Source organism: Streptomyces sp. 5K101 (assembly GCF_046506645.1).
In the GTDB taxonomy this organism is placed as follows: Bacteria; Actinomycetota; Actinomycetes; order Streptomycetales; family Streptomycetaceae; genus Streptomyces.
In genome coordinates this window covers 323,114-342,227 of the sequence record NZ_JBKFFO010000001.1, presented here as the reverse complement: position 1 = coordinate 342,227, position 19,114 = coordinate 323,114, and the positions used below count along the sequence as shown (strand labels likewise).

Sequence of the window (19,114 nt, the reverse complement as noted above, 5' to 3'; positions counted from 1 at the left end):
TGGCCGGGTGAGCGAGCACACGCGGGAACAGGCGGGGGACGTGCGACGGGTCGTCGTGGTCGGCGCGGGCATGGCCGGGGTGCAGACCGCGGTCGCCCTGCGGGAACAGGGCTTCACCGGACCGGTGACCCTCATCGGCGCCGAGCCGCACCAGCCGTACGACCGGCCGCCGCTCTCCAAGGCGATCCTCCTGGGCACGGCGGAGGGCTCCGCGTTCGACATCGACTTCGACGCGCTCGACGTCGACCTGCGGCTCGGCTGCGAGGTGACCGGCGTACGCCCGGGGGCGCACGAGGTGGACACCGCCGCCGGCCCCGTCCCGTACGACGCCCTCGTCCTCGCCACCGGAGCCGAACCCGTCGCCCTGCCCGGAGCCACCGGCGTCCCGGGCGTCCATCTGCTTCGGACGCTCGACGACGCCGAACGGCTCCGGCCCGTGCTCGCGCGCCGGCACGACATCGTCGTCGTCGGGGCGGGCTGGATCGGCGCGGAGTTCGCGACCGCCGCGCGCGAGGCGGGCTGCGCGGTGACCGTCGTCGAGGCGGCCGACCGTCCGCTGGCCGGCTCCCTGCCCGCCGAGGTCGCGGCGCCCATGGCCCGCTGGTACGCCGAGGCGGGCGCCGAGCTGCTCACCGGCGAGCGGGTGGCCGCCGTCGAGCCGGGCACGGTCGTGCTGGCCGGATCGGGGCGCAGGATCGCGGCCGGCGCCGTCGTCGTCGGCATCGGCGCCCGGCCCGCGACCGCCGCCCTCGCCGGCAGCGGCATCGAGCTCGGCCCGGACGGCGCCGTCGTCGCAGACCGGCACCTGCGCACCTCCGCGCCCGACGTGTACGCCGTGGGTGACTGCGCCTCCTACCCCTCGGGCCGCTACGGCACCCGGCTGCTCGTCCACCACTGGGACAACGCGCTGCAGGGGCCGCGCACGGTCGCGGCGAACATCCTCGGGGCCGCCCCGGAGCCGCAGGTGTACGACCCGGTGCCGTACTTCTGGTCGGAGCAGTTCGGCCGTTTCGTGCAGTACGCGGGCCACCATCCGGCGGGCGACACGCTGCTGTGGCGGGGCGACCCGGCCGCAGGCGCCGGCTGGTCGGTGCTGTGGCTGCGCGAGGGCCGGCTGGTCGCGCTGCTCGCCGTCGACCGGCCGCGTGACCTGGCCCAGGGCCGCAGGCTCATCGCGTCCGGCGCGCGACTGGACCCGGGCCGGGCCGCCGACCCGTCCGTCCCCCTGAAGGGGGCGACCGCGTAGGCGTCGGCTACCGGCTGTCAGTCGCAGATGGCAGGCTTGTTCCTGTGACCGAGATTGACGCAAAGATCGATGCTCTCGTCCCCGCCTGGCTTCACCTGCCCGACATCGCGGAAATGCTCGATGTCGAGGTGACGCGCGTGCGGCAGCTGGTCAAGGAGGGCCAGCTGATCGCCGTCCGCCGTGGTGAGAACAGGACACTGCAGGTGCCTGCCGCCTTCATCGACGGCACCAAGGTGGTCAAGGGCCTCTCCGGGACCCTGACGCTCCTGCGGGACGACGGCTTCACCGACGAAGAGATGCTGGAGTGGCTGTTCACTCCGGACCCGACCCTGCCGGGGACCCCGGCGCAGGCGCTGAGCGAGAATCGCGGCACGGAGGTGAAGCGCCGGGCGCAGGCGCTCGCCGTCTGACGCCGTCGTCCCATCGGAGCGCGTGGTGCGGGCGGGAGCCGCACGGCCCCGGCCCGCACCCGCGCGCCGCTCATCACCCATCCTGCGGGGGGAAGCACCATGTCCACGGCTCGCGAACTGCTCGGCGACGCCCGCCTGTATCTCTGCACCGACGCCCGGAAGCGCCAGGGCGACCTGGCGGCGTTCCTGGACGCCGTGCTCGCCGGCGGCGTCGACGTCGTCCAGCTGCGCGACAAGGGCATGGAGGCGGGCGAGGAGCTGGAACACCTGCAGGTCTTCGCCGACGCCTGCCGGCGGCACGGCAAGCTCCTCGCGGTCAACGACCGGGCGGACGTGGCCCACGCCATCGGCTCGGACGTGCTGCACCTGGGCCAGGGCGACCTGCCCGTCCCCGCCGCGCGGGCCATCCTCGGCGACCAGGTGCTCATCGGCCGCTCGACGCACGCCGAGGCAGAGGTGGACGCGGCCGCCGCCGAGCCGGGCGTCGACTACTTCTGCACCGGTCCCTGCTGGCCCACCCCCACCAAGCCCGGCCGCTTCGCCCCGGGCCTCGGCCTCGTGCGCTACGCGGCCTCGCTGGGGAGCGAGCGGCCCTGGTTCGCGATCGGCGGCATCGACGCGTCCAACCTGGACGAGGTGCTGGACGCGGGGGCCCGCAGGGTCGTCGTCGTACGCGCGATCACGGAGGCCGACGATCCGGCCGCGGCGGCCGCCGATCTGGCGAAGCGGATCAGGGAGCGCAGCGCCTGATCGGCGGGAGGACCCCGGCAGCCGGAGACCGCCGGCGTCGCCGAGTCGTCTCACGAGTGTCCAGAGTATGGACACGAGGCGGACAAAAGGCGACAAAATCCCCTGATCTGGTTGGGTGATCCGTCCCGCCTGGCTAACCTGCCCGTATGGCCCTCGGCACTGCTTCCACCAGGACGGATCGCGCACGCACCGTGCGCGACATGCTCGCGACAGGCGAGACGACGTACTCCTTCGAGTTCTTCTCGCCCAAGACGGACAAGGGCGAGAAGAACCTCTGGAACGCGCTGCGCAGGGTCGAGGCCGTCGCGCCCGACTTCGTCTCCGTCACCTACGGTGCCGGCGGCTCCACCCGCGCCGGCACCGTGAAGGCCACGCAGAAGATCGCCGCCGACTCCACGCTCACCCCCGTCGCCCACCTCACCGCCGTCGGCCACTCCGTCGCCGAACTGCGCAACATGATCGGCCAGTTCGCCGACGCGGGCATCCGCAACATCCTCGCGCTGCGCGGCGACCCGCCCGGCGACCCGATGGGGGAGTGGGGCAAGCACCCCGAGGGCGTGACGTACGCCGCCGAGCTGGTCCGGCTCATCAAGGAGTCCGGCGACTTCTGCGTCGGCGTCGCGGCCTTCCCCGAGATGCACCCGCGTTCCACCGACTGGGACACGGACATCCGGCACTTCGTGGACAAGTGCCGTGCGGGCGCCGACTACGCCATCACGCAGATGTTCTTCGAGCCCGAAAACTATTTCCGGCTCCGCGAACGCCTCGCCGCGGCCGGCTGCGAGACCCCGATCATCCCCGAGGTCATGCCCGTGACCAGCGTGAAGCAGCTGGAGCGGCTTCCGCAGCTGAGCACCGCCGCCTTCCCCGAATCACTCCGGGACCGGATCCTCTCGGTCAAGGACGATCCGGCCGCTGTACGCTCCATTGGCATCGAGTTCGCGACGGAGTTCTGCGCACGGCTGCTGTCCGAAGGTGTCCCGGGACTGCACTTCATCACGCTCAACAACTCCATGGCGACGCTCGAGATCCACGAGAATCTCGGACTGCACCAGCAGTCCTGACCGGCCACACCCGCCACAACCCCGGGCGGCGGCCGCAGGAGAGGGGCGGGCATGGGCTGGACGGTCCTCTACATCGCGTTCGGCATCGTCGCGTTGTGGCTGCTCGGTGAGGTGCTGCTGCAGTACAAGGCACGACTGCGCTGGCGCGTTCTTGCCTTCGCGGGGTTCCTCGGCGTTGTCGTGGGCGTGCTGCTGACCTCCGTCGTGGTGATCGCGCTCGGTGCGGCCGCCTTCGCGGTCGGACAGACGTTTGTGACGCTCTCCTTCCGGCGCGGCTTCTCCACAGGCTGGGCGCTGGGCGGCAGCCCGGGGGTCAGCAGGCGCCGCAGGTCCGCCCCGGTGAACACCGAACGGGAGCCGACACTGGAGGTCTCGGACCTCTCGTACGAGTCCTCCGAGCCGCCCACGGCCGAGCCGCCGCACGCCCCCGAGGCACCCGAGGTCTACGAGCCCCAGCCGCTGCCCGACGAAACCGGTCAGTACGGCATCTACACCGACGACGCCTACGCGGCACGGCAGCAGGAACAGGCACCGCACCAGTCCTACGCCCCGTACGGCGCCGACCCCACCGGCTACGGCGCGTACGACCCCTACGGGCAGCACCAGCAGGTCGGCCACGGCGGCCAGTACGACTTCGGCTCGGGCCAGGACTACCCGGCCTACTCGGACCCGTACGCCGGCGGACAGCAGTACGCGGCCTCCTACGGCGGCTACGACGCCTACGGCGCGCAGCAGCCGTACGCCGACCCCTACGCGCAGCAGTACGGCGAGACGCCGCCGGGCGGGGTCTGGGTGCCCGAGCAGCGCGACGGCGACCAGCAGATGCCCCCGATGCCGCAGGAACAGCCGTCGCCGTACGGCTACGACGCGGGATCCGGCCACAATGAGCAGCAGTACCGCTACTGACGAGCAGCAGGACCGCTGCTGAGGAACCCGCGCGGCCACGGGCCGGCGGGGGCGCCGGCCCTGTCCCGCACCCGTGTCACTGCGAGCCGCGGAACTCCGCGCCCTCCACGATCAGCCCGGCCACCAGTGCCCCCGACATCCCCGCATGCGCCAGGCCGCCGCCCGGGTGCGCCCAGCCCCCGGCGACGTAGAGCCCGGACAGAGCCACGGTGTTCGCCGCGGGCAGGAAGGCGCCGGACGCGCCCGCGAGCGCCGGGGCCGGGATCCGGTCCGCGCCCGTCTCGCGCCGGATGTCCTCGGGGCTGCGGACCTCGCGCCACAGGATCCGCTCGCGCAGGTCCGGCACCGCGGCCCCGGCGGCTTCCACCATCCGGTCCGCGGCCTGCTCGGCGGCCTCCGCCCAGCTCTGCCCGCCGTGCAGGCCGCTCGGCACGGTGGCGATCAGCGTGACGCTCTCGTGGTCGTCGTCCGGCCGCAGCAGCGGGTCGTCGGGCCGCAGGACCGTCACCGTCGGGCGCGGGGCCGTGCGCCCGGACGCGATCGCGTCCCACTCGGCCGCCGGGTCCGGCGCGTGCACCACGGTGCGGTGCACGGCGGCGGCCTCCCGGCCGCCCCGCAGGGCGAGGTGCACGGTCACCCGCCCGGTCCGCACCCGCGGCTGCCAGTGCGGCCACTCGTCCCGGCGGCTCGGCCGCCCGATGTGCGCCTCGAACAGGGACGGCAGCAGAGCGCCGCAGACCACCGCGTCCGCCTCGACCGGGTCGCCGGAAGCGAGCTCCAGGCCCGCCGCCCGGCCGTCCTTCTCCAGCACGCCCGTCACCGCCGCCCCGAAGACGAACTCCACCTTCCGGGCCAGGCACCGCTCGTACACCGCGTCCGCGAGCGCGCGCAGTCCGCCCCGCACGTACCACGAGCCGAAGGTCTGCTCCATGTACGGCAGGACGGCGGCCGACGCCGGCGCGGTGCGCGGATCCAGCCCGTACGCCACCGCATGGCTGCCCAGAAGCGCGGCCAGGCGTGGATCGCGCAGCTCCCGCTCGCCGATCTCGCCGAGCGTGCGGGCGGGACGCCGGAACACGCCGCGGCGCAGCGCCGGATAGGGGTCCCGCGAGAGCGGCGAGCGGTCGGCGGGCAGCGGCTCCTCCAGCAATGGCCGCCGCGAACGCTCCCACGTCTCGCGCGCCCGCCCGAGGAATTCGCCCCAGCGCTCACCGGCGCCGGACCCCAGGGCGGCGTCGAGCGCGGAGACGATGCCGGACCGCGAGGCGTTCGGCAGGGAGACCTCCGTGCCGTCGGGGAAGACGTGCCGGCTCGCGGGATCGACCTGGGTCAGCTCGACGCACCGCTCCAGCGGCTCCTTGCCCGTCTTGACGAACAGGTCGCGCCAGACGGCGGGCAGGTGGAGGAGTCCGGGTCCGGTGTCGAAGGCGAAGCCGTCGCGCGACAAGCGGCCCACCGACCCCCCGTGGGTCGCCGACCGCTCGTACACCGTCACCCGGTGGCCCGCCGTGGCCAGCCGGGCGGCAGCCGCCATCGCGCCCATGCCGGCGCCGATCACCGCAATTCGTGCCATGCGCCCGACTTTATCGACCGCCCCCGACACTCCCTCCCGTGGCCTGTGGACAACTGCGGCGACCGGAGGTGAGTACGGAGACGGACGTGATCGCGACCAGACCCGGGGGGTCGCGGTGGGGCCCCGCACACAGGGCTGAGTATCCGTACTCAGGTGGCGAGATGAGTACCCGCGCGGATGGGGTGCCACCTGCGCGGAGGGAAGAGTGGAGATCGCGGGAGGGGCGCGGCGCCGGCACCGACGACACGGGGCTTCGGAACGGCGCGGCACCCCTGCCGAACGGGGAGAACTCCGGAGAGCCCACGACCACGGGGGAACGAACGGGGGACGGGCTCTCCGGACCGCGGGGGACCAGGGGGAACGGGGGACGAGGGGGATCGAGGGAAACGGGGGACCAGGGGAACGGGGAACAGAAACGGGGGACACGGGGGACGCAGGCGAGGCCCGGCCGGAACATCCGGCCGGGCCCTCGCGTGTCAGTCGCGTCGCCCGCTCACCCGCCCGTGCAGCAGCAGCGACAGGGCCCCGTGCACGTCGTCGAGCGACCGCTCCCGCTGGAACGCCTGCCAGTCGAGCGCCGCCACCAGCACCATGCCGACCAGGGCGGCGGCCGTGAGCGGGACGTCGATCTCATCACTCAACTCGCCCGCCTCGACGCCCTCCCGCAGCACCCTCTCCACGACGGCCACCGCCTGCTGCCGGACGACGAGCAGCGTGGACTGCCAGGCCCGGTTGGTGCGCCACAGCTCGGCCACGTACAGCTGGGTGAAGGCCGGATAGCGGTCGATGAACACGAGACCGGCCCTGATCATCGCGTCCAGCGCCTCGACCTTGGTGCCGCCGCGCTCGGCCGTCTCGTCCGCCGCCTGCTGCAGCGAGGAGGTCAGCAGGCCGACGCCGAAGCGGAGCAACTCCTCGAAGAGCTCGGTCTTGCTCTTGAAGTTGTAGTACACCGTGCCCTTGGCGACCCCGGCACGCTCGGCGATCTCGTCCACCGTGGTGGCGGAGAACCCCTGCTCGGCGATGAGGGTCACGGCGGCCTCGTAGAGCTTGGCCCGCGTCGCCCGGCGTCTGGTGCTCGTGCTGTCCATGGCGTCGATTCTCACAGGTCGCACCGCTGTCACAGACTCAGCTCGGGGTGCAGCCGGTCGAGTGTCCACACCTGCTTGCGCCGGGCGGAGACCGCGGTGAGTGCGAGGGCGCCCGCGGTGAAGGCCGCCAGCACGAGGCTCGCCTGCCACACCGGTCCGAGCCCGCCGCCCGTGATGAGCCGGCGCAGCGCCTCGACCACGTAACTCATCGGCAGGAAGGGGTGGATGGCGTTGAAGAACGCGGGGCTCGTCTGGACCGGGTAGGTGCCGCCCGCGCTCGTCAGCTGGAGCATCAGCACCGCGAGGACGAGGATCCGGCCGGCCGCTCCGAAGCGGGCGTTGAGCCACTGGATGATCGCGGCGAAACAGCAGGTGACCAGTGCCAGGAAGGCGGCGGCGCCTGCGGCACGCGCGGCTCGCAGCCCAAGTCCCCAGTGCAGCACGGACATCAGCGCGGCGACTTGCAGCAGACCGATCGCGGCCACCGGCAGCCAGCCGGCCAGCGCGATCCGCCAGGCGGAGGCGCCCGCGGCGAGTGCCCGCCGGTTCAGCGGCTGGATGATCATGTACGCGACCATGGACCCCACCCACAGGGACAGCGGGATGAAGTAGGGCGCGAAGCCCGTGCCGTAGTTGGGCGCCTTGTGCAGCGACTGGGCGGCCAGCTGGACCGGGTCGGCCATGACCTCCGTACGCCGGTCGCGGTCCTTCTTGTCGTAGTCCGGGATCCTGCCGACGCCGTCGTGCAGCCCGTCGGCGAGTTCCTTGGAACCCCCGGACAGCCGGAACAGCCCGCCGTCCAGATCGCCCGCGCCCTTCTCGAGCCGGCCGACACCCGCGTCGAGATCCGCGGAACCGGACTTCGCGCTGGTCAGGCCGGTGTGCAGCCGGTCGGCTCCCCGGGCGACCTTGTGCGCGCCCTTGTTGAGCTCGTTGATCTTCCCGACGGCGTAGTCCAGGTCCTCGTCCAGCCGCGGTGAGCGCGCGGCGAGGTCGTCCGCCTGCTTCTCGAGCTTCTTGAGGTGACCGGTCATCGCCTTCAGGTCGCCGTTGTTGTCGGCGACGAGCGCGTTCACGTCGTCGGCGATCGCGGCCACGTCGGCGGCGGTGACCTCGGCGCGCTTGAGGGCGGGGCAGAAGCCGGGGTCGGGGAGCAGGTTCTCCTCGCAGTGCGTGCGGTACATCTCGCTCAGCTCGTCGGCCGACTTGTGGGCGAGCCGGGCCGTGGCGGGAGCGTTCTTCGCGAGGACGTCCAGGTTGTGGCGCACCGCGCGGGAGGAGTCCGCCACGAGGCGGGCGGTGTCGCCGATGGACCTGCCGTTGTCCTTGAGGTACGGACGGATGTCGGCGGCGATGCCGTTGACCTTGTCGGCCAGCTCCTGGGTGCCGGCGGCCACCTGCCGGGAACCGGTCTCCAGCTCGCCGGCGCCCTTGTTCAGCTTCGTGATGCCGCCCGCCAGCTCTCCGCTGCCGGCCTTCGCGTCCTTGAGGCCGTCGGCGAGGTCCTTCGACCCCTTCTTCGCCTTGCCGACGCCGTCCTTGAGCGTGTCGGCGCCCTTGGCCGCCTCCGCGGTGGCGTCGTGGATGTCGGAGAACGAGATGAAGATGCGGTCCAGGAAGCCGCGCGAGGCGTTCGTCGACGCGGCCGTGCGCACCTCGGAGAACACGGTGCGGGAGATCTGCCCGACGATGTAGTTGTTGGCGTCGTTGGTACGGACCCGGAGTGCGCCCGTCTCGGGAGAGTCGCCCGAGCTGGAGGCGATCCGCTTGCTGAAGTCCTCGGGCATGGTCAGCGAGAGGTAGTACGTGCCGTCCTCTACGCCCTCGCGGGCCTCGGCGTCGCTCACCTCGTGCCACTCGAAGACCTCGCTGTCGCGCAGGCCCTCGGTTATCTCGTCGCCGGCGCTGACCTTCTTGCCGCCGGCGGTTGCCCCCCTGTCGTCGTTGACGAGGGCGGCGGGGATCTTGTCGAGACGGCTGTACGGGTCCCAGAAGGACCACAGGTACAGCGCCCCGTACAGCAGCGGCAGCAGCAGTACGGCGACGAGCGCGGCGCGCGGCAGCTTTCCCCTGCCGAAGCGCCTCAGCTCAAGCGCGGCCAGTTTCGGCGATCGCATCGGCCGCCCCCTCCTCGGTCGTGTCCTGGTGATCGCGCGGCGTGGCTTCGGCGGCGCGAGTGGCCTTTTGGTCCTCGTCGGCGTGTGTGGCCTCGGCGGGGTCGCCGGGCTCGCCGGCCCGGGCCCGGTCGCCCGGCTCGCCGGCGTGGGTCCGTGCGGTGGGATCGGCGTCGGGGTCGGTACGGGGGCCGGTCGTGCCACTGGCCTCGGCGGCCTGTCCGGCCTCGGCTGTCCGGGCCGTGTCATCGCTGTCGGGTGAGCCGTGGGCGCACGTGGTACTGCCCGGGGACGCGGCGGAGGCGGGTGGCGACGCAGCGGCGCCTGGCGTGTTCGCGGCGGTCGGCGGCGACGGTGGCCTCGTTGGAACCGTCGGAACCGTCGGAACCGTCGGCAGCGGCGGTGCGGGTGGTGCCGGGCGTGGCCGAGGGCTTCTCGGCCGAGGGACCGGCTGCGTCCGCCGGGTCCCCGGCCGGCGCTGGGCCCGTGCGGACCACGGTCGCGTCCTGCGGGGCCTGGCTGCACACCGCCAGCACGGTGGTGCCGCTGTCGGCGATCGCGCGCAGCAGCGCCCACGCCTCCGCGCGGTCGGCGTCGGAGAGTTTCAGGTCCGTGTCGTCGACGGCGAGCAGCCGAGGGCGACCGATCAGCGCGAGCGCGACGGACAGCCGCAGCTCCTCCAGCCGTTCCAGGTCGCGTACGGCCGTCCGTTCCTGCTTTGGCAGTGTCGCCAGGTCCAGCCCGGCGGCCTCCAGCGCGCCGTCGATGCGTCCCCGTGCCTCGGCCGCCCGCTCGCCGCGCGGACGCAGCAGCGCGCGCAGCGAGCCGTCGAAGCGGCGCTGCAGCAGAGTGCGTTCGCGGAGGTGCTCGGCGACGGTCAGCGCGGGATCGAGGTCGCTGACGCCCGGCACCGGGCCGAGCGCGCTGATCCGCCGGACGGCCGCCATCCTGCGCGGCAGCTCCAGCCCGCCGACCTCGGCACGGCCCGCGGAGGGGCGCATCCGGCCGGTGAGCGCGAGAAGCAGGCACGTGCGCCCCGACCCCGACGGGCCCTCGATCGCGACCAGCGACCCGGGCGCGGCGTCGACGACGACCGCGCGGAAGGCCCAGCCGCGCGGCCCTTTGAGTCCGAACCCGTCGGCGGCCACTGCCGCCCCGTGCGGGCGCTCCACGGCCCCCACCCCCTGTTCGCGCACTGCCGCCCATTCTTTGGACTGACTGGTCAGTACAGAAGCTACCCCGAAGCCTTGATCGAGGCAAAGTCGCAGGTCGGGGCGGATTGTCAGTGGTGGCCCTCACGATGGACACATACGGCCGCAGTGCCGTCACACGACGACAGGAGGCTCGTCATGGCCAGCCACTCCGCAGCTGCCGCGTCCCGGCGCCGCGCCACCGGCCCTGCCCCCTCACTGACCGGTCCCGCTCACGACGTCCACCCCGTCCTGCGACGCGCCTCGGCGCCGCCCGCCGCGCTCGACCTGCTCGCCCAGGCGCGCGCCGGTCTGGAGGAGGCCGCCGTCCTGGACGTTCCGAACGAGCGCTATGCCACAGCCCATCTCGCGGCGCTCCGCACCGCCGCCGCCGTGCTCGCCGCCCGTGGCCGGCCGGAGACCAGTCCCCGCCGCCGGCAGCGCATCCGCAGTGCCTGGGAGGTCCTGCCCGAGATAGCGCCCGAGCTGGCCGAGTGGAGCCTGCTTTTCGCCTCGGGCGCGGAGCGCCGTGCCCGGGCCGAGGCCGGGATACGGGGCGCGGCCAGCGCCCGTGACGCCGACGACCTGCTGCGCGACGCCGCCATGTTCCTGCGCCTCGTCGAGCGGCTGCTGGTGCTGCAGCCGGTGCTGCCGCAACCGAGGGCCGACCACCCGCATCAGCGGCCGCAGGCGGCGCAGCGGCCCGGCGGGACCTTCGGGACGGGACGGGAGGAGTCGTGAGAGGAGACGGAGCGCTGCGGGACCGGTGAAGGCAATAGGGTGGACGGCGTCTCACCAGCACATCGTCCGAGGAGTCAACTGCCGTGCCGGACCCTTCCCCTGCCTCCGGTGGGGAGACCCCACCGCGACCCTCCCGCGCCTCGCTCCGCACCGCCGTGGTCTGGGAAGTCCTCAAGGACGCCATCGACCTCCGGGTCAAGGCGGCCGGTACGGAGTCCCTGGACGTCCTCGACACCGGCGGCGGCACCGGTAGGTTCGCGGTGCCCCTCGCCCGCCTCGGCCACCGCGTCACGGTCGTCGACCCCAGCCCGAACGCGCTGTTCGCCCTGGAGCGCAGGGTGGCCGAGGCCGGGGTCGCGGACCGGGTGCGCGGCGTCCAGGGAGACGTCCACGGCGTGTTCGACGTCGTCGAGCGCGGCAGCTTCGACGCCGTGCTGTGCCACGGCGTCCTGGAATACGTGGACGACCCGGCCGAGGGCGTGCGCAACGCCGTGGACGCCCTGCGGCCGGGCGGGGCGATCAGCCTGCTCGCCGCCGGCCTCGGCGGCGCGGTCCTGGCCCGGGCGCTGGCCGGTCACTTCACCGAGGCGCGCCAGGCGCTGAGCGACCCCGACGGGCGCTGGGGCACGGGCGACCCGGTGCCGCGCCGGTTCACCGCCGACCAGCTCACCGAGCTGGTCGCCGGTGCCGGGGCGGAGGTCTCCGCCGTCCACGGCGTGCGGATCTTCGCCGACCTGGTCCCGGGGGTCCTGGTCGACACGGAGCCCGGTGCCCTGGAAGCGCTCCTGAAGCTGGAGGAGGCCGCTGCCGAGCTCGCCGCGTTCCACTCCGTGGCCACCCAGCTGCACGTCCTGGGAGAGAAGCGGGGCTGATCAGCGGCGCAGCCGCAGACGGAGTAGGCCACAGACCCCCCGATCGGGGGCTTCGCCCCGTATGATCGGGGGACACCGTCCGGCATGACGGATCGGAGGTTGGGGAATCAACGCTTCAGTAACTTCGATCGGGCATGGCGGCCCGGACTGGTTTGGTGAGAGGGCGGGTTTCACGGGGGCGAAACCCTGCCTATCCTGAAAGGGCCGCATACCGGTCGCCCCCGCGACCGACGACGAGGAGGACTCCGTGCCGCTCTCGGAGCACGAGCAGCGAATGCTCGAGCAGATGGAGCGAGCGCTGTACGCCGAAGATCCCAAGTTCGCTACAGCGCTCGAGGGAAGCGGGCTGCGTACGTACACCCGGCGACGGGTCTACCAGGCAGTCGCAGGCTTCCTGGTGGGTATCGCGCTCCTCATGGCCGGAATGGTCGCGCAGCAGATCTGGATCAGCGTCGTGGGTTTCCTCGTGATGCTCGGCTGCGCGGTTCTCGCGGTCACCGGGTGGCGCAAGGCGCCGAAGCCGGGCGAGCAGCAGGCCCCTGGAGGTTCGGCCGGGCGCCGGCAGTCCCACCCGCGACGGTCGATGATGAACAGGATCGAAGAGCGGTGGCAGCGCCGCCGCGACGAGCAACAGGGCCAGTGATCCGGCGGCTGCCGGACCGACACGCACGGATGAGGGGCGACGCGTAAAGCGTCGCCCCTCATCCGTGCGTGCACCTCGTTCCGCGACAGGGCCGGTCCCGCCGTGCCTCTGGCCCTAGGACGAGACCCGGGGGCCTCAGGGGGGCGACAGCCGCCCGGGCCCAGGCCAGCCCGAGCCGTTGCCCACTCCGTGCGTGCACCGTTCTTGGCGCGAGACATGGCCGAGCCGACGCCCGCCCTGGTTGCCCCCGGGCCGACGCCCGCCCAAGGCCCTGGCCCGGCGTGGGCCGGGCCAGGGCTCCGGCCTTCCGGGCTCACGGGGCCCACGCCCGGGTTCAGGTCTCCGCTTCGCCGATGCCTCGCCCGGGCGGACGCCGTCCGGGCACCCCGGGCCCGACCCGACCCGGGCCGACGCCCGTCCGGGACCCGCGCCCGGGTCCACGTCTCCGCCTCGCCGAGGCCTCGCCCGGGCCGACACCCCCCCCGGCCCTGGCCCGGCGTGGGCCGGGCGTCCTGGGGCCGGGCCTCGCGGGCCCACAGCCCGCCCCCGGGTCACGGTCTCCGCCTCGGCCGAGGCGGCGTCGGCTCAGCCCCGTTGGCGGGTCGGGCGGGGGAAGCGCGTCAGCCACTCCGGGAGCGTGAGGCGGGGGCGGAGGGACTCCCAGCGGGAGGACAGTGCCCAGACCACCCGTACCGACGACCGCGGCAGCAGCAGCGCCCGCAGCCGGGTCCACCGGTTCACACCCTCCCGCAGGCCCGCCCGGATCAGGTAGGCGTCGTCCGCCAGTCCCGTGGCCGGACGCGGGGCGGGGGCGTACAGGACCTGCTCGACCGCCCGGGCCGTGCGGTGCATCGCCGCCGCCGGCTCGTCCGTCAGCTTGCCCAGCCGGACGATGCGGGCCGCGGCCTTCCGAGGCGTCTGCGACTCGTCGGGCAGGATGCCGAGGTCCCAGGCCGTGTCCGTGATCTCCTGCCACACCGCCAGCGTCCCCGCCGGATCGTCCACCGGTGCCACGAGACCGCCGGCGTGAGCGAGAGCACCGGCACCGACGGGATCGACGGCCCCGGCACCCTTCCGCCCGGATTTCGCGCCGGACTTGGCGCCCGGCTTCGGCGGCGTCTGCCCCACCGCGCTCAGCCGCCGCGTCCTCGTGGAGATCCGCCACAGCAGCGGCAGCAGGAGCAGGACCAGCCCCGCGACCACGCCCAGGCTCGTGAAGAGCACCGCCTGCCAGGGGAAGCCCGCGTCGGTCTGCTGCTCGATGTCGCGCGGCGCGGCCGCCCCGCACTCGCCGAGGCGGCGCTCGTGCTCCGGGCAGGCGTCCGGGGCGGTCGGCCGCGCCGACGGCTCCGCCGTGTCACCGGCCTCCGGCCGCGCCGGGTCGGTGGCACTGCCCGACGGCGCCTGCTCCTGCGCGTACTCCGGGACCGAGCCGCGGGTCGGGGTCGGCTCGAACCTGGTCCAGCCCACACCCTCGAAGTACAGCTCGGGCCAGGCGTGCGCGTCGCGCAGACCGACCGACATCGTGCCGTCGGACTGCGGGCTGCCCGGCGTGAAGCCCACCGCCACCCGCGCCGGAATGCCCAGCGTCCGGGCCATCGCGGCCATCGAGAACGAGAAGTGGACGCAGAAGCCCTCCTTCTGCGTCAGGAAGCGGTTGATCGCGGCGACGCCCGTGCCGGAGCGGACCTGGGTGTTGTACGTGAAGCCGCCGTCCTCGGCGAACCACTCCTGGAGCTTCGTCGCCCGCTCGAAGTCGTTCGCGGAGCCCCTGGTCACCCGCAGCGCGGTCTCCTTGACCGACTCCGGCAGGACGTCGGGCACCTGGGTGTACTCGCGCTTCAGTTCGGACGGCGGTGCCATCGCCCGGGCGAGCTGCTCCCGCGTGGGCCGCAGGACCAGGCTGTTGACCGAGTACTGCACGCCGCCGGTCGTCTGGCCGCGGTCGCCGACCAGGGTCCGCCCGGCCGGCTCGTACCGCCAGCGCCCGCCGATGGCCACCTGCGTGGCCGGATAGGGCATCGGCAGCCAGCTCTGCTTGTACGAATCGGCGGCCGACAGGTTCGTCTTGATCTCGGTGACCCCCACCGCCGGACTCAGCCCGTCCGGCTCCGGCAGCCGGTCCGGCACGCCCTGCACCTTGCGCTCGGAGGAGCGCCACGCGGTGCCGTCGAAGCGGTCGAGGGCGACGATGCGCAGGTACATGCCCTGGGTGTCGGGCGCATTGGTGCGGTAGCGCAGCACCTCGCGGTCCTGCGGCTGGTTGAGGCTGTCCTGCAGCGAGACCAGCGGGTTGACCGCGGAGATCGTGCCCCCGCCGCCCCCGCCGCCGCCCGGACCGCTGCCCGTCCCGTCGAACAGGCCGCCGTCCAGAGCGGGCAGCGCGGCCGGTACGACGAGGGCGACGCCCAGCGCGACCGCGCCGATGCGCCGGCCGGTGCGGACCGGGGCGTGAGCCGCCCCGCCCGACTCGACCGGGCTGCCGGGCCGGGCCCGGTTCGGCGCGGGTCCGCCGAACACACGTCCCCACTGGGAGAGCCTGTCGCGGCCCTCGGCCAGCAGGAGCAGGAGGTAGCCGGAGGCGGCCAGCAGGAACCAGAGCCAGCCCGCCCCGCCGTCGGACAGACCCGCCGCGACCGTGTAGAGGGCCAGCAGCGGCAGACCGGCCGGGGCGGCGCTGCGGTAGGTGACGGCCAGCGCGTCGACCGCGAGACCGATCACCAGCACCCCGCCGATCAGCATCAGCCGGATGCCGTCGGTGGCAGGCGCGGGAATCGCGTACCGGCTCACGTCGTCGTAGCCCGCGGCGAACAGGTCTCCGAACCGTGCGATCGCCTCCGGGCCGGGGACCAGCCAGAGGATCGCCGCCTCGCGGACGAACACCACGGTGAGCGCCAGCAGGGTGACCAGCGCCTGCGCGCCGATCGTCAGCGCTCCGGCCAGCGGCACCCGCCGGGCCAGCGCGCCGACGCCGCTCTGCAGCGCCAGCAGGAACGCCGCCTGCAGCATCCAGCCGGCCGGATCGACCAGCGGCAGCAGCGCTCCCGCCGCCATCAGCGTGGCGGCGTAGGAGCACAGGGCGAGCCTCGCCCGACCGCTCATGACCAACCCCCCGAGAACCCGTTCGTACCGCTGGGAGACTGGGTGCGCTCCCGGCCCGCCTGCTGCCACAGATCGGTCAGCGGCGTGCCCGGCCGCACGGGCAGCGCCGTCCAGCCCGCCTCGCGCAGCTGCCGCAGCCGCTCGTCGACCGCACCCGTCACCGCGCCGCCGGTCACCCACGTCCCGGAGTCCAGCACGAAGGCGACCGCGGCGCCGCTGCGCGGCCGCATCCGGGCGGCGAGCGCCGCCTGTTCCTCGTCGAGGTCGCCGAAGAACGCGACGAGCAGTCCTTCATTGCCGCTGCTGTCGCCGCCGCGCAGGGCGTCGATCGCCCGGGACAGGCCCGCCCCGTCGGAGTGGTCGACGACCGCGAGCGTGTCGAGCATCAGTCCGGCGGAGTCCGCGGACTCCTGGGAGCCGGCGAAGCCGTCGGCTCCGGTGCCGGGCACCGAGGTGCCCGTGTCCGTCAGCAGCCGGACGGCGAAGCCGCGCTCCAGGAGGTGCACCAGCGCGGACGCGGCCCCCGAGACGGCCCATTCGAAGGCCGAGTCCGGGCCCGCGCTCTGGTAGGCGATCCGGCGGGTGTCCAGCAGGACCGTGCACCGGGCGCGCTGCGGCTGCTCCTCGCGCCTGACCATCAGCTCGCCGTAGCGCGCGGTCGAGCGCCAGTGGACCCGGCGCAGGTCGTCCCCGTAGCGGTAGGCGCGCGGGATGATGTCGTCGTCACCGGCCAGCGCCAGGGTGCGCTGGCGGCCGTCGCCGTAGCCGGACGCCTCGCCGGCCAGCGGCACGGCGGGCAGCACCTCGGTGCGCGGGATGACGGTGAGGGTGTCGAACGCGCTGAAGGAACGGGTCAGCTCGCACATGCCGAACGGGTCGCTCAGGCGCAGCTGGAGCGGGCCGAGCGGATACCGGCCCCGCAGGTCGGACCGCACCCGGTAGGACACCTCGCGGCGGCCGCCTGCCTCGACCCGGTCCAGCACGAACCGGGGGCGGGGGCCGAGTACGTACGGCACGTGGTCCTGGAGCATCAGCAGACTCGTCGGCATCCGCGAGACGTTGTCCATGCGCAGGTACACGCGCGCCTCCGCGCCGGCCGGCACCCGCAAGGGGGACAGCCGGCGGCTCGCCGCGACCCGGTAGCGGGTGCGGTAGAGCACGGCGACGCAGATCAGCGGGAGGGCGGCCAGGAGCAGCCCGATCCGCAGCAGATCGCTCTGGCCCAACACGTACGCGCAGGCCGCGGCGGCCATTCCGGCGGCGAGGAAGGAACGGCCGCGCGTGGTGAGCCCGCTGAGCGCGGCCCGTACTCCGCCCTTGTCCTCGCCCTCCGGGCCCGGGGGAGCGGCGGGCCGTGCGGCGGACATCACAGCCGCCGGGCGCCGGGCTGCTGCCCGTACAGCGGCGGCCGGCCCTGCGGGCCCGTCACATAGGAGCCGTCGGCACTGCCGGTGGTGGGTACGGGGGTGCGCCGCACGATGTCCAGGACGACCTGCTCGGCGGTGCGCCGGCTCAGCTGGGCCTGGGCCGTGGGCAGCAGACGGTGCGCCAGCACCTGAACGGCCAGCGCCTGGACGTCGTCGGGCAGGGCGTACTCCCGGCCGCTGAGCGCGGCGGACGCCTTGGCGGCGCGCAGCAGGTGCAGGGTGGCGCGCGGGGACGCGCCCAGTCTCAGGTCGGGGTGACTGCGGGTGGCCGCGACGAGGTCCACCGCGTACCTGCGGACGGACTCGGCGACGTGCACCGCGCGGACGGCCTCGATCAGCTTCACGATGTCGTGGGCGTGCGCCACCGGCTGCAAATCGTCCAGCGGCGAGACGCCGCCGTGCACGTCGAGCATCTGCAGCTCGGCGGCCGCGCTGGGGTATCCGATGGACACGCGCGCCATGAAGCGGTCGCGCTGGGCCTCCGGCAGCGGATACGTGCCCTCCATCTCCACCGGGTTCTGCGTGGCGACCACCATGAACGGGTGGGGCAGCTCGTAACTGTGCCCGTCGATGGTGACCTGGCGCTCCTCCAAGGACTCCAGCAGCGCGGACTGGGTCTTGGGAGAGGCGCGGTTGATCTCGTCGCCGATCACGATCTGCGCAAAGATCGCGCCTGGCTTGAACTCGAACTCGCGCCGCTGCTGGTCGAAGACCGACACACCGGTGATGTCCGAGGGCAGCAGGTCCGGCGTGAACTGGATGCGCCGCACCGAGCAGTCGATGGAGCGCGCCAGCGCCTTGGCCAGCATCGTCTTGCCCACGCCCGGGACATCCTCGATGAGCAGATGTCCCTCGGCGAGCAGCACCGTCAGAGAAAGCCGTACGACCTCAGGCTTGCCCTCGATCACGCTCTCCACCGACCTGCGGACACGCTCCGCCGTCGTGGTCAGATCCGTGAGGCTCGCTCGATCGTCATAGGTCGTCACCCGGCCCTCCTCGGCCCGTTCATAGGGCCTGTGCGCATGACACGGCACGGCCCACCCCGAAACACGGACACCGTCCCCGGAACGTTCCGGACGGCGTCACACCCGCATTCTTGTTGGCGTCACCGTGTCGTGTCACTTGCCTGTGGACAACTGAGAGGGATATGCCGGGGTTGACCCATTTATCGAGCGGCCGCCGCCTCTCTCGTCGAGCGGCCGCCCGTCACTTTCACCGAGGTCCGTCCGGTCACTCAGCAGGGTCGATCTCCCGGAGCAGACCCGTCGTGACGTCGAAGACGAAGCCCCGCACGTCGTCCTTGTGCAGCAGGAACGGCGAGGTGCGCACCCGCTGCATCGACTGCCGCACGTCCTGGTCGACGTCGCGGAACGCCTCGACCGCCCACGCCGGCCGCTGGCCGACCTCTTCCTCGAGCTCGACCCGGAAGTCCTCGGTGAGGCTCTCCAGGCCGCAGCCGGTGTGGTGGACGAGGATCACGCTGCGGGTGCCGAGAGCGCGCTGGCTGATGGTCAGCGACCGGATGACGTCGTCGGTGACGACACCGCCCGCGTTGCGGATGGTGTGACAGTCGCCGAGTTCCAGGCCGAGCGCGGCGTGCAGGTCGAGCCGGGCGTCCATGCAGGCCACCACCGCGACCTGGAGAACCGGGCGGGCGTCCATTCCCGGGTCGCGGAAGTCGCCGGCGTAGCGCTGGTTCGCCTCGACGAGGCGGTCGATGACGGTCCCGCCGGTGGGAACGGCCGCGGCGGGGGACTGCTGGGCTGAAGTCGACATGGATCGAAGGTAACCGTCACGAGGGGTGCGAGCCCGCTGTGAGGCCGGACAAAGAACGTCAACGAGGCTTGTTGTGAGGTAACCCACAAGCGTGGCATCGAGGCAGGTGCGACGCGCTGGCCGGTTGATTGACCGGCCGTAGCAGTGGACTAAAGTGACGCGAAGTTCAGGGACGTCACCAGCGCATTCGGTGGCATCCGCACATTTCT

General features: G+C 73.3%; 16 protein-coding genes. 8 read left to right on the top strand and 8 right to left on the bottom strand.

Annotated elements, in window-relative coordinates; translation table 11 throughout:
- Nucleotides 1–7 precede the first annotated feature (7 nt).
- The 5 genes from ACLB9X_RS01505 to ACLB9X_RS01485 all read left to right on the top strand — a co-directional run bounded on the left by ACLB9X_RS01505 (nt 8) and on the right by ACLB9X_RS01485 (nt 4,376).
- A complete protein-coding gene (locus ACLB9X_RS01505) occupies nt 8–1,246 on the top strand; it encodes an NAD(P)/FAD-dependent oxidoreductase (protein ID WP_410358330.1) in 1,239 nt (412 codons plus the stop codon).
- Nucleotides 1,247–1,290: 44 nt separating this feature from the next.
- On the top strand, nt 1,291–1,656 hold the full coding sequence (locus ACLB9X_RS01500; RefSeq protein WP_410358329.1) for an Rv2175c family DNA-binding protein: 366 nt from the start codon (nt 1,291–1,293) through the stop codon (nt 1,654–1,656).
- 99 nt (nt 1,657–1,755) lie between these two features.
- A complete protein-coding gene (gene thiE, locus ACLB9X_RS01495) occupies nt 1,756–2,406 on the top strand; it encodes a thiamine phosphate synthase (RefSeq protein WP_410358328.1) in 651 nt (216 codons plus the stop codon).
- A 146-nt stretch (nt 2,407–2,552) separates the two neighbouring features.
- On the top strand, nt 2,553–3,470 hold the full coding sequence (metF, locus tag ACLB9X_RS01490) for a methylenetetrahydrofolate reductase [NAD(P)H] (protein WP_410358327.1): 918 nt from the start codon (nt 2,553–2,555) through the stop codon (nt 3,468–3,470).
- A 51-nt stretch (nt 3,471–3,521) separates the two neighbouring features.
- Nucleotides 3,522–4,376, top strand: coding sequence for a hypothetical protein (locus ACLB9X_RS01485; RefSeq protein WP_410358326.1), 855 nt, complete (start codon nt 3,522–3,524; stop codon nt 4,374–4,376).
- A gap of 76 nt (nt 4,377–4,452) precedes the next feature.
- Here the strand turns inward: ACLB9X_RS01485 and ACLB9X_RS01480 are convergent, their stop codons facing one another.
- From ACLB9X_RS01480 to ACLB9X_RS01465, 4 genes are all read right to left on the bottom strand, one after another.
- Entirely contained in the window at nt 4,453–5,949 is a 1,497-nt protein-coding gene (locus tag ACLB9X_RS01480; protein WP_410358325.1) for a phytoene desaturase family protein, read from the bottom strand.
- Nucleotides 5,950–6,425: 476 nt separating this feature from the next.
- Complete coding sequence (locus ACLB9X_RS01475; protein WP_410358324.1) at nt 6,426–7,040, bottom strand: TetR/AcrR family transcriptional regulator; 615 nt, start codon at nt 7,038–7,040, stop codon at nt 6,426–6,428.
- 29 nt (nt 7,041–7,069) lie between these two features.
- Nucleotides 7,070–9,157, bottom strand: a complete 2,088-nt coding sequence (locus tag ACLB9X_RS01470; protein ID WP_410358323.1) for a YhgE/Pip family protein — start codon at nt 9,155–9,157, stop codon at nt 7,070–7,072.
- A 242-nt stretch (nt 9,158–9,399) separates the two neighbouring features.
- Nucleotides 9,400–10,326 carry an ATP-binding cassette domain-containing protein gene (locus ACLB9X_RS01465; protein WP_410358322.1) on the bottom strand — a complete coding sequence of 309 codons (927 nt, stop codon included), beginning with the start codon at nt 10,324–10,326 and terminating at the stop codon, nt 9,400–9,402.
- Nucleotides 10,327–10,503: 177 nt separating this feature from the next.
- Between ACLB9X_RS01465 and ACLB9X_RS01460 the strand changes: the two genes are divergently transcribed.
- From ACLB9X_RS01460 to ACLB9X_RS01450, 3 genes are all read left to right on the top strand, one after another.
- Entirely contained in the window at nt 10,504–11,085 is a 582-nt protein-coding gene (locus ACLB9X_RS01460) for an SAV_6107 family HEPN domain-containing protein (RefSeq protein WP_410358321.1), read from the top strand.
- 83 nt (nt 11,086–11,168) lie between these two features.
- Nucleotides 11,169–11,957 (top strand): class I SAM-dependent methyltransferase, encoded by a 789-nt coding sequence (locus ACLB9X_RS01455; protein WP_410358320.1) that lies wholly within the window; start codon nt 11,169–11,171, stop codon nt 11,955–11,957.
- A 247-nt stretch (nt 11,958–12,204) separates the two neighbouring features.
- The gene (locus ACLB9X_RS01450; protein WP_410358319.1) at nt 12,205–12,600 is read left to right on the top strand and encodes a DUF3040 domain-containing protein; all 396 of its coding nucleotides are present in this window, start codon (nt 12,205–12,207) and stop codon (nt 12,598–12,600) included.
- A 585-nt stretch (nt 12,601–13,185) separates the two neighbouring features.
- Here ACLB9X_RS01450 and ACLB9X_RS01445 read toward each other — a convergent pair.
- The 4 genes from ACLB9X_RS01445 to ACLB9X_RS01430 all read right to left on the bottom strand — a co-directional run bounded on the left by ACLB9X_RS01445 (nt 13,186) and on the right by ACLB9X_RS01430 (nt 18,905).
- On the bottom strand, nt 13,186–15,702 hold the full coding sequence (locus ACLB9X_RS01445) for a DUF3488 and DUF4129 domain-containing transglutaminase family protein (RefSeq protein WP_410358318.1): 2,517 nt from the start codon (nt 15,700–15,702) through the stop codon (nt 13,186–13,188).
- Nucleotides 15,699–17,069, bottom strand: coding sequence for a DUF58 domain-containing protein (locus ACLB9X_RS01440; protein ID WP_410358317.1), 1,371 nt, complete (start codon nt 17,067–17,069; stop codon nt 15,699–15,701). Before ACLB9X_RS01440 ends, ACLB9X_RS01445 begins: the two co-directional genes overlap by 4 nt.
- Complete coding sequence (locus ACLB9X_RS01435; RefSeq protein ID WP_410358316.1) at nt 17,069–18,115, bottom strand: AAA family ATPase; 1,047 nt, start codon at nt 18,113–18,115, stop codon at nt 17,069–17,071. Before ACLB9X_RS01435 ends, ACLB9X_RS01440 begins: the two co-directional genes overlap by 1 nt.
- 244 nt (nt 18,116–18,359) lie before the next feature.
- Complete coding sequence (locus ACLB9X_RS01430) at nt 18,360–18,905, bottom strand: beta-class carbonic anhydrase (RefSeq protein WP_410358315.1); 546 nt, start codon at nt 18,903–18,905, stop codon at nt 18,360–18,362.
- Nucleotides 18,906–19,114: the final 209 nt, after the last annotated feature.

Bases quoted from the DNA above. Each gene is read 5' to 3' on its own strand.
- ACLB9X_RS01430 (WP_410358315.1), bottom strand. From the start codon at position 18,905: ATGTCGACTTCAGCCCAGCAGTCCCCCGCCGCGGCCGTTCCCACCGGC.
- ACLB9X_RS01480 (WP_410358325.1), bottom strand. From the start codon at position 5,949: ATGGCACGAATTGCGGTGATCGGCGCCGGCATGGGCGCGATGGCGGCT.
- ACLB9X_RS01440 (WP_410358317.1), bottom strand. From the start codon at position 17,069: ATGTCCGCCGCACGGCCCGCCGCTCCCCCGGGCCCGGAGGGCGAGGAC.
- metF (WP_410358327.1), top strand. From the start codon at position 2,553: ATGGCCCTCGGCACTGCTTCCACCAGGACGGATCGCGCACGCACCGTG.
- ACLB9X_RS01460 (WP_410358321.1), top strand. From the start codon at position 10,504: ATGGCCAGCCACTCCGCAGCTGCCGCGTCCCGGCGCCGCGCCACCGGC.
- ACLB9X_RS01475 (WP_410358324.1), bottom strand. From the start codon at position 7,040: ATGGACAGCACGAGCACCAGACGCCGGGCGACGCGGGCCAAGCTCTAC.
- ACLB9X_RS01485 (WP_410358326.1), top strand. From the start codon at position 3,522: ATGGGCTGGACGGTCCTCTACATCGCGTTCGGCATCGTCGCGTTGTGG.
- thiE (WP_410358328.1), top strand. From the start codon at position 1,756: ATGTCCACGGCTCGCGAACTGCTCGGCGACGCCCGCCTGTATCTCTGC.
- ACLB9X_RS01470 (WP_410358323.1), bottom strand. From the start codon at position 9,157: ATGCGATCGCCGAAACTGGCCGCGCTTGAGCTGAGGCGCTTCGGCAGG.
- ACLB9X_RS01445 (WP_410358318.1), bottom strand. From the start codon at position 15,702: ATGAGCGGTCGGGCGAGGCTCGCCCTGTGCTCCTACGCCGCCACGCTG.